This window comes from Streptomyces sp. NPDC102259 (assembly GCF_044766465.1).
GTDB lineage: Bacteria > Actinomycetota > Actinomycetes > Streptomycetales > Streptomycetaceae > Streptomyces.
In genome coordinates, this window is the sequence record NZ_JBIWMA010000009.1 from 161,231 (window position 1) to 175,621 (window position 14,391).

Sequence of the window (14,391 nt, forward strand, 5' to 3'; positions counted from 1 at the left end):
CTGCCTCACACGACGCGCGTCGCGCCCGCGAACGGCATCTCGTCGATGGGCGCCACGCGCACCGGGGCCGACGGGTTCGGTGCGTGGATCATCTGGCCGTCACCGATGTAGAGGCCGACGTGGGTGATGCCGGAGTAGAAGAACACCAGGTCGCCCGGGAGGAGTTCGGAGCGGGAGACGCGCTGGCCGGCGCCGATCTGGGCGTAGGTGGTGCGGGGCAGGGAGACGCCGGCGGAGCGGTACGAGGCGAGCACCAGGCCCGAGCAGTCGAAGGCGTTCGGCCCGGTCGCGCCCCACACATACGGGCTGCCGAGCTTGGAGTAGGCGTAGGAAACGGCGTCCGCAGCACGGGAGTTGGGTGCCTGCGCGCCGGCGGTGGAGGGAGCCTGGAGGCCGTCGCGCCCGTCTGTCGAGGAGCGGGAGGCACGGCCGCTCGCAGTGCCGCCGCTCGTTCCCCCGCCGATCCGGGGCCGCTCCGTCACCGTCAGCTGGTCCAGCAGGCGGCGCGCCGCGTCGAGTTTGCCGGTGATCGTCTTCTTGTGGGCCTTCAGCTCGGCCTGGCGCGTCTTGAGCGAGGTCAGTTCGACGCGCGCGGCGCCGCGCAGCTGCTCGATCTCCCGCAGCTGTCTGCGCACCTGGGTGACGGCGGCGGACTGGCGGTCCCCGGCCCGCTCGGCGAAGGCGGCGCCGTCCAGGTATTGGTCGGGGTCGTCGGAGAGTGCCAGTTGCACGGCCGGGTCGAGCCCGGTGCTGCGGTACTGCGCCGCCGCCATGGAGCCCAGCGCGTCCCGCGCCGTGTTGAGCTTCTCCTCCTTGCGCGCCGCCTCGTCGCGCAGGCTCTCCAGTCGCTGCTCGGCCGCCGTCGCCTTCTCCTGGGCGCCGTTGTACTTCTCGGTGGCTTCCTCCGCCTCCTGGTAGAGCTTCGCCACCTTCGCCTTGACCTGGGCCGGAGTCAGGTTCGGTTCGGCCTGTCCGATCCCGTCGAAGGCCGTCGCCGTCGCGGCGCCCGCGAGAGCGAGGGTGAACGCCGTGCGGGCCGTCTGGCCGCCGAGCGAGCGCTGTCGGGGCTTGCGGTGCGCTGCCACGTGGGACTGCACGTCCTTTCGTACGACCGCCTCGTCCGTCCGTACAGCTACCGGAGGGCCGTCGGGGACGGACGGCCCCGGGGGGCGGCTGACGGTGTCCGGCGACGGCCCGCACAGGGGGAGCGGGACGCCGCCGGACCTTCTCGGCGGTGGTGGCCGACTGCCGCCCCTGGCCCGGGCGGCGGTGGGGAGCCGGTCACCTGGGGGAGGACGCTAGGCCCGGCTGTGACGGTTGGGTAACGCGAAGTGCGGAAGTGGCCCGAGTGGACCGTGGCGTGATCACAAATGCCCGGTAATCCGGACCCGGGCTGTCGGGTTCGCGCGGCGCGCTGACCGAAACGGCGATTTCGGGACACGTCGGAGCGGCTCGGTGCTATGGGGCGCATATATGCAGGTGCGGCCGCGAGGGGTGGGCCGGTGTCGAGTGGCACCCGCACGGCTGACTAGCATCCGGCTTCATGGACGTACTCATCCATCTTTTCGTCGGCCTGCACATCATCGGCATCGCCGCGCTCCTCGGCGGCTTCCTCACGCAGCTGAAGGCAATGGGCCGGGGCACGGCCCGCTTCGTCCCCGCGATGCTCCACGGCGCGGCGACGATGCTGGTCACCGGCGTGATCCTGGTCGGTCTCAACCAGGCGGACGACCAGCACGTCAACAACATCAAGATCGGTGTGAAGCTGGCCCTGCTGATCGTGATCCTCGGCCTCGTCTATGTGAAGCGGGACGACGAGACGGTGGAGAAGCCCCTGTTCGGCCTGGTCGGACTGCTGACCGTGGCGAACGTCTTCATCGCGGTGCTCTGGACCTGACGGGCGCCAGGGCCGTGACCAGGGCCGCCGCGGCGACGGCCAGCCACGCCGCCACCGCGACCCACAGCAGCGCCTGCCCGGGTCCCTTCAGCGACGGCACGTCGGCGGCGGAGGCCACGGACAGGGTCGCCACGGCCGTCATCCCCATCGGGAACGCCGTCGCCCAGCGGCACATGTCGTAGCGCGGCCGCGGCCACCGCACCTCGGCGACGAGCAGGACGGCGTACCAGGCCAGGGACAGGACCAGCAGCGCGACGGTCACCGTGCGCAGGACGCCGGTGTCGTCGTTGTTCCACAGGTACAGGCCCCCGTCGTCGGCCGCGAGGAGTTCCGCCCCCGCCAGTGCCGAGATGGCGAGTGCGCCGCCCGCCACCCACTGGTCCCCGGCGCCCTCGGCCACCTGCCGGAGGTCGAAGAGGGCCAGGGCGACGCCGTACAGCACCAGTCCGAGCCAGAACAGCACGAGCGCCGTGTGCGCGAGCCAGGCCGCCGCCTCCGCCTCGGCCAGGACCGCTCCCTGTACGGCGAGCCCCTGGGTGGCCACACAGCACAGGAACACCGACCCCGGCATGCCCCGCTTCCACTGCCGCACGACGGTCACGAGCAGCACGGGCCACAGCGCCGCCGCCAGCGCGAGCAGCGCCTCCGCGAGGGTGTGCCGACCGAGGGCGATCATGCGCGTGCCGAGTACGGTCGTCGCCGCCACCGCGGTCGGCGCCCCGGGCGTGCCCGCCTCCGTCAGCCACCGCTCGCGCATGCGCACCAGCCGTACGACGAAGTCCGCCGCCAGCGCCAGCCACGCCGCGCCGGCCAGCGCCAGGGTGACGCGGGACAGGACGTCGTACCCCGTCAGGTGCAGTCCGATCGACACGATGCCGGTCGCCATGACCGCGGCCCCCGCCGCCGGTGGCCGCTGCGCCCACCAGACGCGGAGCGGGGAACCGGGGGAGGGCGCCGGCGACGGGAGGGCGGGGGAGCCTGGCATGCGGCCGATGCTAAGGAGCACGACGCGTTGCGGAAGCGGGGCACGCGCGCGGGCGCGCAGAAATTACGCGCGCGTGCGGGGTGCGGGGTGCGGGCTCAAGGGTGCGGCGGATCACGTCGCTCGAGAACGAGAGCCCCACGCGCGCGTGTCGCGCGTGCCCCGCGTGTCGCGTGCCCACGCGCGCGTGCCCCGCGTGTCGTTCGTCGTGCCTCAGGCCGGGCGGGCTGCCTCAGGCCGGGCGTACCACGCTGTGGATGCCTGACTCGCCGTCGTAGAAGACGGACTCCTCGCGGACGTACGCGCCCGGCTTCGGGGCGTGGATCATCGTGCCGTTGCCGACGTAGACGCCGACGTGGCTGACGTCGTCGTAGAAGAAGACCAGGTCGCCGGGCCGGGCGTCGGCGAGGGAGACCGTGGTGCCCGCGTTCACCTGGTCGTAGGTGGTGCGCGGGAGGATGACGCCGGCGGCCTTCCAGGTGGCCTGGGTGAGGCCGGAGCAGTCGTAGGAGTCGGGTCCCGTGGCACCCCAGACGTACGGCTTGCCGATCTGCGCGCGGGCGAAGGCGAGCGCCTTCTCGGCCTTGGTGGCGTACGCGGAGTCCTCGGAGGTGGAGGCCGAGGTGGAGGGGGCGGTCGAGGACGCGCCCGTGCCCGACGACGTACCGCCGCTCTCCTGCCGGGCCGCTGCCTGCTCCGCCGCCTGCTGCCGGGCGAGCTCCGCCGCCTTGCCCGCGGCCTCTTCCCGCCGCTGCTTCTCGATCGCCGCGAGGCGCGCCTTCTCCTGGGCCGTCAGCTGCGACAGCAGCTCGCGCGCGGCACCGAGCTTCTTCTGGACGGTGGCCTTGGCGGTCCTCAGGTCGTTCTGCGAGTCGGTGAGCGTCGCGAGGCTCTCGGTGGCCTCCTGGCGCCGCTTCACCGTCGCGGACCGCTCGGTGACGTAGTCGTCGACCGCGCCCTTCTGGCGCTCGGTCAGCCGGCTCATCAGCTGGTTCTGGTCGAAGTAGTCCTGTGGGGTGTCCGCGAGCAGGAAGGCCGCCGTGTCGGGCGCGGAGGCGCCGGTGCGGTACTGGGCGGCGGCGTAGGAACCCAGCTTCTCCCGCGCCTCGTTGAGTTTCTGGGCGCCCTGGGCGACGTTGTCCAGGAGGCCGTCGACGAGCTTGCGCTGCTTGGTCGTCTTCTCCTGGGCGGCGTTGTACTTCTCGGTCGCCGACTCCGCCTGGCGGTAGAGGTCGTCGACCTTCTTCTCGACCTCCTCCAGACTCGGCTTGCCGTCGTCCGAAGGGGCGGCGTTCGCCGTCTGGGAGAGCAGGGCCACGGACGTGAGGGCGGCGGTGGCGAGGGTGGGGGTGCGTATGCCCGCCACGCGCGTGCCCGCGGAGCGCGGCTTGCGGTGCTGCGACGCCAAGGGAGGCGACTCCTTCCAGTGCTCCGCCTACCGGGTCAGCGGTGGGGGTCCCTGCCAGGCTGGTCAGGCGCTGGGGGAGGGTTCGGGCAAGTGGGTCGGAAGGGTTGCCCTACGACCCGCCCCCGCAGGGGCGTCGGGCCGATTCACCCCAAGGTCTCGGTGGGTCCCCGGTTCCGTCGGCGTGAGCGGACGCGTCGGACTCGGCGGAGGCCGTGCGGTCCGGCGGGTTCGCCGGTGGGGGTCGTACGGCCTGTCGGCACGGTAGCCAACTCGTGTGGTCCGTGTGAAGGTTGGTGGGCGATATGCCCGATACATTTTCGTGACCTTCGGCCGGGAGCCCATGTCGCGATCGTGCGGGTCGCGGATCGTGACAGGGGTGTCCCGGAGGGTGAGGGCGGGAGATGTTCCCGGGACGGCGGCCGGTTGTCAGTGGCGCCCCCTAGACTCGGAGAGCGATGAGCAGCCTCTTTGACGACAGCTTCCTGGCGAACCTCCAGGGCCCCCGTGCCCACGAGGAGGAACCCCCGCCACCGCCCGAGGACGATCACGGACCGGAGTCGGTTCCGGACGATCTGTTCGGCGGGAAGTTCGACGTGCCCCCGGAGCGGGACACCCACTACCGCGACGGCGCCTCGCGCCCCGTGCTGGACGCGGCCGCCCTACTGGAGGGGCTGAACGACAACCAGCGCGCGGCCGTCACCCACGCGGGCACCCCGCTGCTCATCGTGGCCGGCGCCGGCTCCGGCAAGACGCGCGTGCTCACCCACCGCATCGCCCACCTCCTCGCCGAGCGGCATGTGCACCCGGGGCAGATCCTCGCGATCACCTTCACCAACAAGGCCGCGGGCGAGATGAAGGAGCGCGTCGAAGCGCTCGTCGGCCCGCGCGCGCACGCGATGTGGGTGATGACCTTCCACAGCTCGTGTGTGCGCATCCTGCGCCGCGAGAGCAAGAGGCTCGGCTTCACGTCGTCGTTCTCGATCTACGACGCGGCCGACTCCAAGCGCCTCATGGCCCTGGTCTGCCGCGACCTGGACCTCGATCCCAAGCGCTACCCGCCCAAGTCCTTCAGCGCCAAGATCAGCAACCTGAAGAACGAGCTGATCGACGAGGAGGACTTCGCCGCCCAGGCCGCCGACGGGTTCGAGAAGACCCTCGCCCAGGCCTACGCCATGTACCAGTCCCGGCTGCGCGAGGCGAACGCCCTCGACTTCGACGACCTGATCATGACGACGGTGAATCTGCTGCGCGCCTTCCCGGACGTCGCCGAGCACTACCGCCGCCGGTTCCGCCATGTCCTGGTCGACGAGTACCAGGACACCAACCACGCCCAGTACGCCCTCGTGCGCGAGCTGGTCGGCACCTCCGAGCACCCCGTCGACGTACCCCCGGGCGAGTACGACGTGCCGCCGGCCGAGCTCTGTGTCGTCGGTGACGCCGACCAGTCGATCTACGCCTTCCGCGGCGCGACGATCCGCAACATCCTCCAGTTCGAGGAGGACTACCCGGACGCGACCACGATCCTGCTGGAGCAGAACTACCGCTCCACGCAGACGATCCTGTCCGCGGCCAACGCCGTCATCGAGCGCAACGAGTCCCGCCGCCCCAAGAACCTGTGGACCAACGCGGGCGCGGGCGCGCGCATCACCGGCTACGTCGCCGACACCGAGCACGACGAGGCGCAGTTCGTCGCCGACGAGATAGACCGACTGACGGACGCGGGCGACGCGAAGGCGGGCGACGTCGCCGTCTTCTACCGCACCAACGCCCAGTCCCGTGTCTTCGAAGAGATCTTCATCCGCGTCGGCCTGCCCTACAAGGTCGTCGGCGGGGTCCGCTTCTACGAGCGCAAGGAGGTCCGGGACGTCCTGGCCTACCTGCGCGTGCTGGCCAACCCGGAGGACTCGGTGCCGCTGCGCCGGATCCTCAACGTGCCCAAGCGGGGCATCGGCGACCGTGCCGAGGCGATGATCGACGCCCTCTCCCAGCGGGAGAAGATCAGCTTCCCGCAGGCCCTGAAGCGCGTCGACGAGGCGTACGGCATGGCCTCGCGGTCGACGAACGCCGTGAAGCGGTTCAACGCGCTGATGGAGGAGCTCCGCACGATCGTCGAGTCGGGCGCCGCTCCGGCGACGGTCCTGGAGGCGGTGCTCGAACGCACCGGCTACCTCGCCGAGTTGCAGGCCTCCACCGACCCGCAGGACGAGACCCGGATCGAGAACCTCCAGGAACTCGCCGCCGTGGCACTGGAGTTCGAGCAGGAGACCGGCGAGGGCGAGACGGAGGGCGAGGCCGCGGCGCCGGTCGGGCTCTCCGCGTTCCTGGAGCGGGTCGCCCTGGTCGCCGACTCCGACCAGATCCCCGACGAGGAGGCCGGCTCGGGCGTCATCACCCTCATGACCCTGCACACCGCCAAGGGCCTCGAGTTCCCGGTCGTGTTCCTCACCGGCATGGAGGACGGCGTCTTCCCGCACATGCGCGCCCTCGGCCAGCCCAAGGAACTCGAGGAGGAGCGCCGCCTGGCCTACGTCGGCATCACGCGCGCGCGGGAGCGGCTCTACCTGACGCGGTCCGCGCTGCGCAGCGCCTGGGGGCAGCCGTCGTACAACCCGCCCTCCCGGTTCCTGGAGGAGATCCCGCCGACGCATGTGGACTGGAAGCGGACGGGGGCGACCGCGCCCGTGTCCTCCGGTCCCGTCTCCGGTGTGGCGGCCTCGCTGTCCTCGTCCCGCTCGCGTTCCTCGGCCGCGGGCGCGTCGGGCTTCGCGACCCGCCGGTCCGCCGACAAGCCGGTGGTCACGCTGGCCGTCGGGGACCGCGTCACCCACGACCAGTTCGGTCTCGGCACGGTCGTCGGCGTGAAGGGCACGGGCGCGAACGCGGAGGCGACCGTCGACTTCGGCGACGTCAAGCCGAAGCGTCTGCTGCTGCGGTACGCGCCGGTCGAGAAGCTGTAGCGCACGAGTGAGCCCCCGCTGCGACAGCGGGGGCTCGGAGCGCGAAAAGCGTGATGAACGCGAAGAGCGCTTACGTCGGGTTGAGTCCGTGGCTGCGCAGCCACGGCAGCGGGTCGATCGCGGAGCCCCCCGCGGGCCGGACCTCGAAGTGCAGGTGCGGGCCGGTGGAGTTGCCGGAGTTGCCGGAGTACGCGATCGGGTCGCCGGCCTTGACCGTCGTACCGGAGGAGACGCGGTAGCTGGAGAGGTGGCAGTACCAGGTCTCCGTGCCGTCCTTCGCCGTCACTATCAGCATGTTGCCGTAGGCGCTGTTCCACTGCGTCCGTACGGTGCCGTCGGTCGCCGCCATCACGGTCGTCCCGTAGGAGACGGGGAAGTCGATGCCGGTGTGCTGGGACATCCAGTTGACGCCGGCCTGGCCGAAGTAGGCGCTGAGGCCGTGCTGCGCGACCGGGAGGGCGTACTTGGGGCGCAGCCGCTCCTTGCGGGCCGCCTCGGCCGCCGCCTTCTTCTTCTCGGCTTCCTGTTGCGTCTTGAGGTCGAGACGTTCCTGCGTCCGGCTGGCCCGGTCGGCGAAGTCGTCGGCCTCGGCGCTGAGGGTCTCGAGCTGGGCGTCCAGCTTGTTGTTGGCGGCGGACGGTTTCACCGGCTGCGCGTCCGAGGCGGACGCCGTCGTGCTCTTGTCGTCTCCGCCGGTGAGCGTGCCGACCGAGGCCGCGGCGATCCCGGCGACCCCCATCACACAGACCGAGGGCACGGCCACGGTCAGCAGCGCGGAGCGCTTCGCGGGCATCCGGCGCCGGGAACGGTTCGCGTTGCGGGCGGCGGCCCGTCCGCCCGACGCGGGGGCCGGGGTCGCCTCCTCCTGGTCGTCGAGGAGGGGCAGCGGAGCGCCGTCGGGCAACTCGCCCTCGACCGGGGCGTGTTCGTCGAGCCCGACCTGTTCGAAGGTGGCGGTGGCCTGCTGGTCGAACGGGACCTCGGCCTGCTGCTCGTGCTCGTCGGAGGCCTGCTGGGTGGCCTCGCCGCCGTCGGAGTTCCACTGCGTGGCGTCGTACGCGCCGGTGTCGAAGGCCTGCGTGCCCCATTCCCACTGCTGGGTCTGGTCGGCGGGGCTCACGGACTGGTCGGGCTGGAGCCAGGCGTTCGCGTCCCACTGCCCACTGGCATCCGGTGCCGTGCCCTGCTGCGGGACGGCGCTCAGCTGCTGGTGGTGGTCGCCGGACCAGGCGGTGGCGTCGTACGCGCCCGTGTCGTAGGCGGCGTGGTGCTGGGCCGCGTACCCGTCGTAGTTCAGGGTCTGGTGACTGCCCGTGTCCGGGACCTGGTGCCCGCCGGTGCCCCACTGGGTGTTGTCGTACGTGCCGGTGGCGGAGGCCGTGCCGTCGCCCGGAAGCTCACCGAAGAGCGGGTCGGCCGGCGTGAAGTGGCCGGTGGCGTGCGCGCCGGCGTCGAATGTGCCGGTCTCGTAGCCGTGGTACGTGGTGAAGCCGTCGTACTGGGCTTCCTGGGTGCCGTACGACGCGTAGTGCGCCGTAGCGGCGTCGTCGGAAGCCGGGGTCGGGGTGGTCATGATCCCCGACGGGTGACGGTCGTTCACCAACTTCTCTTTCGCCGACAACAGGGGCTGCCAGAGCAGTGCGGCGACTGTACCCGGCAGTACGCGGGCACGACAATCTTCCGCAGGTTTCGTGCCTGCGGGAAAGGGGCATTCGGCCGTGTTTCGGGGGACGGCGGGCGCGGGTTTGGCCCTACGTTCGAATAGCGTTCGATATCCGCGCCGGACGGACGGCCGCGAGGGGTGCTGCCAGGAGCGTGGGCGGGGCGCGGTCAGAGGCGTTGCCAGGGGCGTTGGCAGGGGTGTTGGCAGGGGGGTGTCAGGCCACGGTGAGGTCGTCGGCCTGAGTGCCGGTGAGGGTGCCGGCTCGGCTGCCGGTCCGCGCGCCGGCGGACGCTCCCGTACGCGCCGTGTCGAGGGCCTGCCGTATGCCGGTGGCGACGGCCGGGTGGACAGGCAGGGCGAGGTGACCGATCCCGGTCACCCGGACGTTCTGTACCAACAGGTCGGGATGGTCGACACAGGCGGTCTCCAGCGGGTCCATGAGGTGGTCGAGGTCGCTCCAGAAGCTGACGAAGTGGGTACGGCAGCCCGGCGCCGGCCGGGAGAGTTCCTCGATCAGCTCGGAGCCGGGGCGCATCTGGCGCACGATCGGGTGCGCGTTCGCCAGCGGCGCCACCCGGGTGCCGGAGTGCGGGGTGCCCAGCGTGACCAGCGTCCTGACGCGGCCGTCGCCACCCAGCCGCTGCACGTAGTAGCGGGCGATGAGACCGCCCAGGCTGTGTCCGACCACGTCGACCTGCGAGCTGCCGGTGCGCTCGCAGATCTCCTCTATGTGCCGGCCGAGCAGTTCGGCGGCCGTCCGGATGTCGCAGGTCAGGGGGGAGTAGTTGAGCGACTCCACCCGGTGCCTGCCGTGCTGGGCGAGGCTGCGGCGCAGCAGGACGAACACGGAACGGTTGTCGATGAACCCGTGCAGCAGGACGACCGGGAGCGGGGCCTTGGTCGGCAGCTGTGCCGGGTCGTCGGCGCCGCCCGCCCTGGGCAGCGCGGGGCGGGCCGCGGCGCGACGCTCCTGGGCGATGCCGGAGGGGTAGAGGAGCAGGTGGCCCGCGAGGATCGCGAGATCGAGGGCGGTCGCCTTGAGGAGCGTCAGGGAGAGCCCGGCCAGTCTGCTCGGCAGGCCGGGAAGGCCGGGGAGTCCTGGGAGGTTCGGCAGGCTTGAGAGGTTCAGGATGCCCGGAAGGGTCCGCATGTCCGGCAGCAGACGCTGGCACAGCGGAAGAAAGGGCTGAAGTGCCCGGGTGACCTTCATGGCCGACCTCCTGTCGGCACGCTGAGGACTTCTCTGTCCCCCGTGTGCCCTCGTGGAAGTCGGTTGGAGGAGGTCGATCGGGCACGGCAGGGAGTGGGGCGGGTGCGGCCTGGCGTGCGGGGCGTGTACGGCTTGTGTGACACCCGTTACACCGATGACGTGCAAGGAACCCGCCGGTCTGGCGACGAGGCTCCCCGCTGTCGTGCCTTACCTGTCCTACCTGCCCATCGTGCCTGCCGATGCGCCGTACCGCCACGCCAGCGGCCTGTGGCGTGACGGTACGGCGACCTCTTCGCGGCTCCCGGTGCGACCGATCCCCCGTGGCGCGGGGGATCGGTGCGCGGTGAAAATGTCCCTTCGTGTGATTTCCCCCTCGGTCCGCACCGCGAAACTGCCGGTTGCGGGATGCTGGCGATAACGTTCGTTCACTTCCCCGGGCGGTCTGGCACGGGGTGTCCGTGCCGTTGAGGATGGACGTAGTCGCTTCATGGAGGCAGTGATGGGTGTGGCAGCCGGTCCGATCCGCGTGGTGGTGGCCAAGCCGGGGCTCGACGGCCACGATCGCGGGGCCAAGGTGATCGCGCGGGCGCTGCGCGACGCCGGTATGGAGGTCATCTACACCGGGCTGCACCAGACGCCCGAGCAGATCGTCGGCACGGCGATCCAGGAGGACGCCGACGCGATCGGTCTGTCCATCCTGTCCGGCGCCCACAACACGCTCTTCGCCGCGGTGATCGAGCTGCTGAAGGAGCGGGACGCGGCGGACATCCTGGTGTTCGGCGGGGGCATCATCCCGGAGGCGGACATCGCGCCGCTGAAGGAGAAGGGTGTCGCGGAGATCTTCACGCCGGGGGCGACCACCGCTTCGATCGTCGAGTGGGTTCGGGCGAACGTGCGGCAGCCTGCCGGCGCTTGAGTTGTTGTGCGGGGTGTTGTGCGGGTTGGCTCGGGTGGCCGTTCCCCCGGGGGCGCTGCCCCCAGACCCCCGTTCGGCCCTGAAGGGGCCTCGTCCTCAATCGCCGGACGGGCTGGATATGCGGGCCGGTGTTCCTCAATCGCCGGGCGGGCTGGATGTGCCGGGCGGGCTGGATGTGGGGGGCGGTGTGCTGTCCAGTTCCTGTGTCATCACCGCTCGTAGTCGTAGCGTCCTTCCCAGTCGTTGGAATGCCTCCGCCCAGTAGCCGCCCGCGCCCGGGGAGGCGTCCTCCGGTTCGTCCGGTACGGCCAGGAGGGCGTCGAGGCGGGTCGCCTCCTCGGGGGCGAGACAGCGTTCGGCCAGGCCCATGACGCCGCTGAAGCTCCAGGGGTAACTGCCCGCGTCCCGTGCGATGTTGAGGGCGTCGACGACGGAACGGCCGAGCGGCGTGGCCCACGGCACGGGGCATACGCCGAGCAGTTGGAAGGCCTCCGAGAGGCCGTGGGCCGCGATGAAGCCGGCGACCCACTCGGCCCGTTCGGCGACCGGAAGCGTGCCCAGGAGCTTGGCCCGCTCGGCGAGGGAGACCGCGCCGGGACCGCCCGCGCCGGGCGCCGACGGCGCTCCGAGCAGCGCCCGCGACCAGTCGGCGTCACACTGCCGTACGGCGGCCCGGCACCACGCCGCGTGCAGTTCGCCCAGCCAGTCGTCGGCCACCGGCAACGCCACGATCTGCTCCGGCGTACGGCCGCCCAGGCGCACCCGCCAGGTGGTGAGCGGGGCCGCCTCCACCAGCTGGCCGAACCACCAGGACCGCTCGCCCCGGCCGGGCGGCGCCTTGGCCGACACGCCGTCGCGTTCCATGCCCGCGTCGCACTCGTGCGGGGCCTCCACGAGGAGCGTCGGCGTGTCCACGGTGTGGTCGACGGCCACGCACGCGCCGGCCCGGACCGCCATCCGCGCGGCGAGCGCCGAACCCGGCAGCGCCGAGAGCAGCTCCGCGGCGGTGGCCCGCACATTGCGGCTCCGGTCCGTCAGCGCCTGCTCCAGGAAGGGCTCGTCCCGTGGGCCGAGGCCGGTGCGCAGCGAGTCGAGGAACATCAGCCGGTCCTCGGCGCGTTCCGTCGACCAGGTCGCGGCCAGCAGTTCGCGGGCCGCGTCGGGGTCGCGGAACCGGATCGACGCCAAGAGGGCGACCCGCTCGGCGAACAGGCCTTCCTGCCAGAGCGTCTCGGTGCGTCCGGTCTCCCCGGGGCCCGGCAGCGAGGTGCCGCCGCCCGGTGTCGCGCGCAGGGCGAACCGCCAGTCGGGGTTCAGCCGGGCCAGCCACAGGGCGCGCGGCCCGGCGAACTCCAGCGCCGCCGGGCGCAGGTCCGTACGCCCGCGGGCCGCGTCGAGCAGTGCGGGAAGGGACTCGGCGGGCGCGGCGAATCCTCGGGCGTTCACCGCCGTCAGCCACTGGGGCAGCAGCTCCATGAGATCGGGTGCGGTGCCTCTGCGGCCGCCCGCACCGGTGCCGGGGCGGTCGGCCAGCAGGAAGGCGAGCCGGCGGGCCGCCGCGACGGGCAGTGCCGGACGTGGGTCCTCGGCGGCGGGCGCCGGCCGGGGGGCCGCCCGGCCGGGACGCAGGCCCGCCCGTCGGCGTACGGTCTCCGCGGCCGCCGCGTCCAACAGGGCGGCCGGCGCGGCCCGGCCGGGGGCCGTGCCCGGGGGCGTACGGCGATCCGTGCCGAGGAGGGCGGTGGTGAGCAGGTCCTCCCAGGCGGGCGGCGAGGAGTGGGGCGGGCCGGCGTTCACAGGACTCCCTTCTGTTGCCGTCGTCGTCGTGGTGGGTGTCGCGCCCGGTGTGGCCGTCGTCGCTGTCGCGGGGGGCTGGTTCAGCACAGGCGTACCGCCTCTCCCGCGCCCGTCGGCCAGGCCGTCAGCGGGGTGAAGCCGCGGTGGCCGCACTCCCCGAAGACCCTGACGGGGGCGCCGCCCGAGAGGGCGACCAGGCGCCACAGGCCGGGGCGGGAGACCGCCGCGGGGGTGAGCGGGAGCGCCGTGTCGCCGACGGCGTCCGCCAGTTGCCAGGAGTCGCCGTCCGGGGTCGGTATGACGTCGTCCAGCGTCACCGGGACGGAGTCCTGCCAGGGGTCGTGACGCAGGGTCTCGCCGTAGCGGACGGTCGCCTCGGTCGTCGTCAGGCCCGGGGGGCGGGCCCCGGTGAGGACGGGCGGGGCGAACTGCTCGCCGAGAGACACCCGTTGTCGTCCCGAGCCCGGGTGTGCGGACAGTTCGGCGTCCAGGGCGAGGCCGACGGGCAGGGTGAGCTCCGGTGCGCGGCCCGCGGCGCCGTAGGAGAGGAGGAGCGCCGTGCGGCCCGAGACGGTGCCGTACAGCCAGATGCGGCGGGTCGTCAGTTTCGGGTCCGGCGTGTCGTACTGGGCGAGCACCAGCCAATGATCGCGGACCGGCGGGCCCGTCGGCGAGGACGGCAGGCCCACGCGGGCGCGGACCGTCGCCGCCAGGGCGTCCGGCAGCCGCTCACGGTGCAGCCAGCCCCGGTCGAGGAGGTGGACCAGCGCGCACTCCTCCAGCAGGCGTGCCGGCCAGTCCGGCCCGGAACCGGGAACCGACCCCAACTCCCGCACCCGAGAGGCGAGTCCGGGCGCCTGCGCGTCGACCATGCGGGCCGCCGTCTCCTCCCACAGGGCGTACCCCGGCCGCTCGGCCGTGGCCAGCCCTGAGCGCAGGAGATCGGCGAGCCGCTCCTCCAGCTCCGTCGCGCCCGCGGTGATCCGCTCGGCGCGCCGCTCCGCCCGGCGGCGCGCCCCCTCCGGATCGGCGGGGCCGGACCCGGAACCCGCCGCCCCCGCCTCCCGTTCCTCCCGGGTGCGCCCGCGTTCCGCGATCCATTGCTCGACCCAGTCCGGCGCCCTCCCCGCCGGCATCGCCCCCGCGCCGCCCGACCAGAGCAGCAGCAGCCCGAGCGCGTGCTTGCACGGGAACTTGCGGCTCGGGCAACTGCACTTGTACGCCGGACCGGTACCGTCCGCGGTGTCGACGACCGTCCGGTACGGGGTGCCGCCGCTGCCCTCGCACAGGCCCCATACCGCCCCCTCCCGCGAACTGCCCGTGCCCGACCACGGATCGGCCGTGCCGAGTTTGCTTCCCGCTTTGCGTGACGTGGAGTCAGGCGCCAGTGCCAGCACCTGGTCCGCCGTCCAGCGCACCCCCTGCTGAGTCATGCCATCGAAGGTAGATCCCACCACTGACAGTCGGTCCGGCGAGCGCCCGCAGACCGTCCGCCGGCCGTCCGCAGGCCGCCCGGAGCGGGTGGCCGGAAGGACGTTTTCGCAGGTCGGATCGCATTGTC

At 72.4% G+C, this 14,391-nt stretch carries 10 protein-coding genes; 3 read left to right on the top strand and 7 right to left on the bottom strand.

Features of this window, described 5'->3' with window-relative positions; all coding sequences use genetic code 11:
* Window positions 1-5 precede the first annotated feature (5 nt).
* Window positions 6-1,085 (bottom strand): NlpC/P60 family protein, encoded by a 1,080-nt coding sequence (locus ACIRPU_RS22240; RefSeq protein WP_403869812.1) that lies wholly within the window; start codon window positions 1,083-1,085, stop codon window positions 6-8.
* A gap of 458 nt (window positions 1,086-1,543) precedes the next feature.
* On the opposite strand from ACIRPU_RS22240, the gene ACIRPU_RS22245 reads away from it, so the two are divergent.
* On the top strand, window positions 1,544-1,897 hold the full coding sequence (locus tag ACIRPU_RS22245) for a hypothetical protein (protein WP_307164983.1): 354 nt from the start codon (window positions 1,544-1,546) through the stop codon (window positions 1,895-1,897).
* On the opposite strand, the gene ACIRPU_RS22250 is transcribed toward ACIRPU_RS22245, so the two are convergent.
* Both ACIRPU_RS22250 and ACIRPU_RS22255 read right to left on the bottom strand, forming a co-directional pair.
* The gene (locus tag ACIRPU_RS22250; RefSeq protein ID WP_403869815.1) at window positions 1,875-2,882 is read right to left on the bottom strand and encodes a tellurite resistance/C4-dicarboxylate transporter family protein; all 1,008 of its coding nucleotides are present in this window, start codon (window positions 2,880-2,882) and stop codon (window positions 1,875-1,877) included. The two genes, ACIRPU_RS22245 and ACIRPU_RS22250, sit on opposite strands and share 23 nt — an antisense overlap.
* 229 nt (window positions 2,883-3,111) lie before the next feature.
* Window positions 3,112-4,287: an NlpC/P60 family protein gene (locus tag ACIRPU_RS22255; RefSeq protein ID WP_403869818.1), complete on the bottom strand. Its 1,176-nt coding sequence runs from the start codon at window positions 4,285-4,287 to the stop codon at window positions 3,112-3,114.
* A gap of 455 nt (window positions 4,288-4,742) precedes the next feature.
* Here ACIRPU_RS22255 and pcrA point away from each other — a divergent pair, with 455 nt between their 5' ends.
* On the top strand, window positions 4,743-7,244 hold the full coding sequence (gene pcrA / locus ACIRPU_RS22260; RefSeq protein ID WP_403869821.1) for a DNA helicase PcrA: 2,502 nt from the start codon (window positions 4,743-4,745) through the stop codon (window positions 7,242-7,244).
* Between the two features lie 70 nt (window positions 7,245-7,314).
* Here pcrA and ACIRPU_RS22265 read toward each other — a convergent pair whose 3' ends face one another.
* The gene (locus ACIRPU_RS22265) at window positions 7,315-8,844 is read right to left on the bottom strand and encodes a M23 family metallopeptidase (protein ID WP_403869824.1); all 1,530 of its coding nucleotides are present in this window, start codon (window positions 8,842-8,844) and stop codon (window positions 7,315-7,317) included.
* A gap of 277 nt (window positions 8,845-9,121) precedes the next feature.
* Window positions 9,122-10,117 carry a lipase family alpha/beta hydrolase gene (locus ACIRPU_RS22270; protein ID WP_403869827.1) on the bottom strand — a complete coding sequence of 332 codons (996 nt, stop codon included), beginning with the start codon at window positions 10,115-10,117 and terminating at the stop codon, window positions 9,122-9,124.
* Window positions 10,118-10,616: 499 nt separating this feature from the next.
* Between ACIRPU_RS22270 and ACIRPU_RS22275 the strand changes: the two genes are divergently transcribed.
* A complete protein-coding gene (locus tag ACIRPU_RS22275) occupies window positions 10,617-11,033 on the top strand; it encodes a cobalamin B12-binding domain-containing protein (protein WP_355705350.1) in 417 nt (138 codons plus the stop codon).
* A gap of 135 nt (window positions 11,034-11,168) precedes the next feature.
* Here ACIRPU_RS22275 and ACIRPU_RS22280 read toward each other — a convergent pair whose 3' ends face one another.
* Complete coding sequence (locus ACIRPU_RS22280; protein ID WP_403869831.1) at window positions 11,169-12,830, bottom strand: DUF5691 domain-containing protein; 1,662 nt, start codon at window positions 12,828-12,830, stop codon at window positions 11,169-11,171.
* Window positions 12,831-12,910: 80 nt separating this feature from the next.
* Window positions 12,911-14,263 carry an SWIM zinc finger family protein gene (locus ACIRPU_RS22285; RefSeq protein WP_403869834.1) on the bottom strand — a complete coding sequence of 451 codons (1,353 nt, stop codon included), beginning with the start codon at window positions 14,261-14,263 and terminating at the stop codon, window positions 12,911-12,913.
* Window positions 14,264-14,391 lie beyond the last annotated feature (128 nt).

Coding starts and splice junctions, on each gene's coding strand:
- ACIRPU_RS22270 (WP_403869827.1), bottom strand. CDS start 10,117: ATGAAGGTCACCCGGGCACTTCAGCCCTTTCTTCCGCTGTGCCAGCGT.
- pcrA (WP_403869821.1), top strand. CDS start 4,743: ATGAGCAGCCTCTTTGACGACAGCTTCCTGGCGAACCTCCAGGGCCCC.
- ACIRPU_RS22285 (WP_403869834.1), bottom strand. CDS start 14,263: ATGACTCAGCAGGGGGTGCGCTGGACGGCGGACCAGGTGCTGGCACTG.
- ACIRPU_RS22250 (WP_403869815.1), bottom strand. CDS start 2,882: ATGCCAGGCTCCCCCGCCCTCCCGTCGCCGGCGCCCTCCCCCGGTTCC.
- ACIRPU_RS22275 (WP_355705350.1), top strand. CDS start 10,617: ATGGGTGTGGCAGCCGGTCCGATCCGCGTGGTGGTGGCCAAGCCGGGG.
- ACIRPU_RS22245 (WP_307164983.1), top strand. CDS start 1,544: ATGGACGTACTCATCCATCTTTTCGTCGGCCTGCACATCATCGGCATC.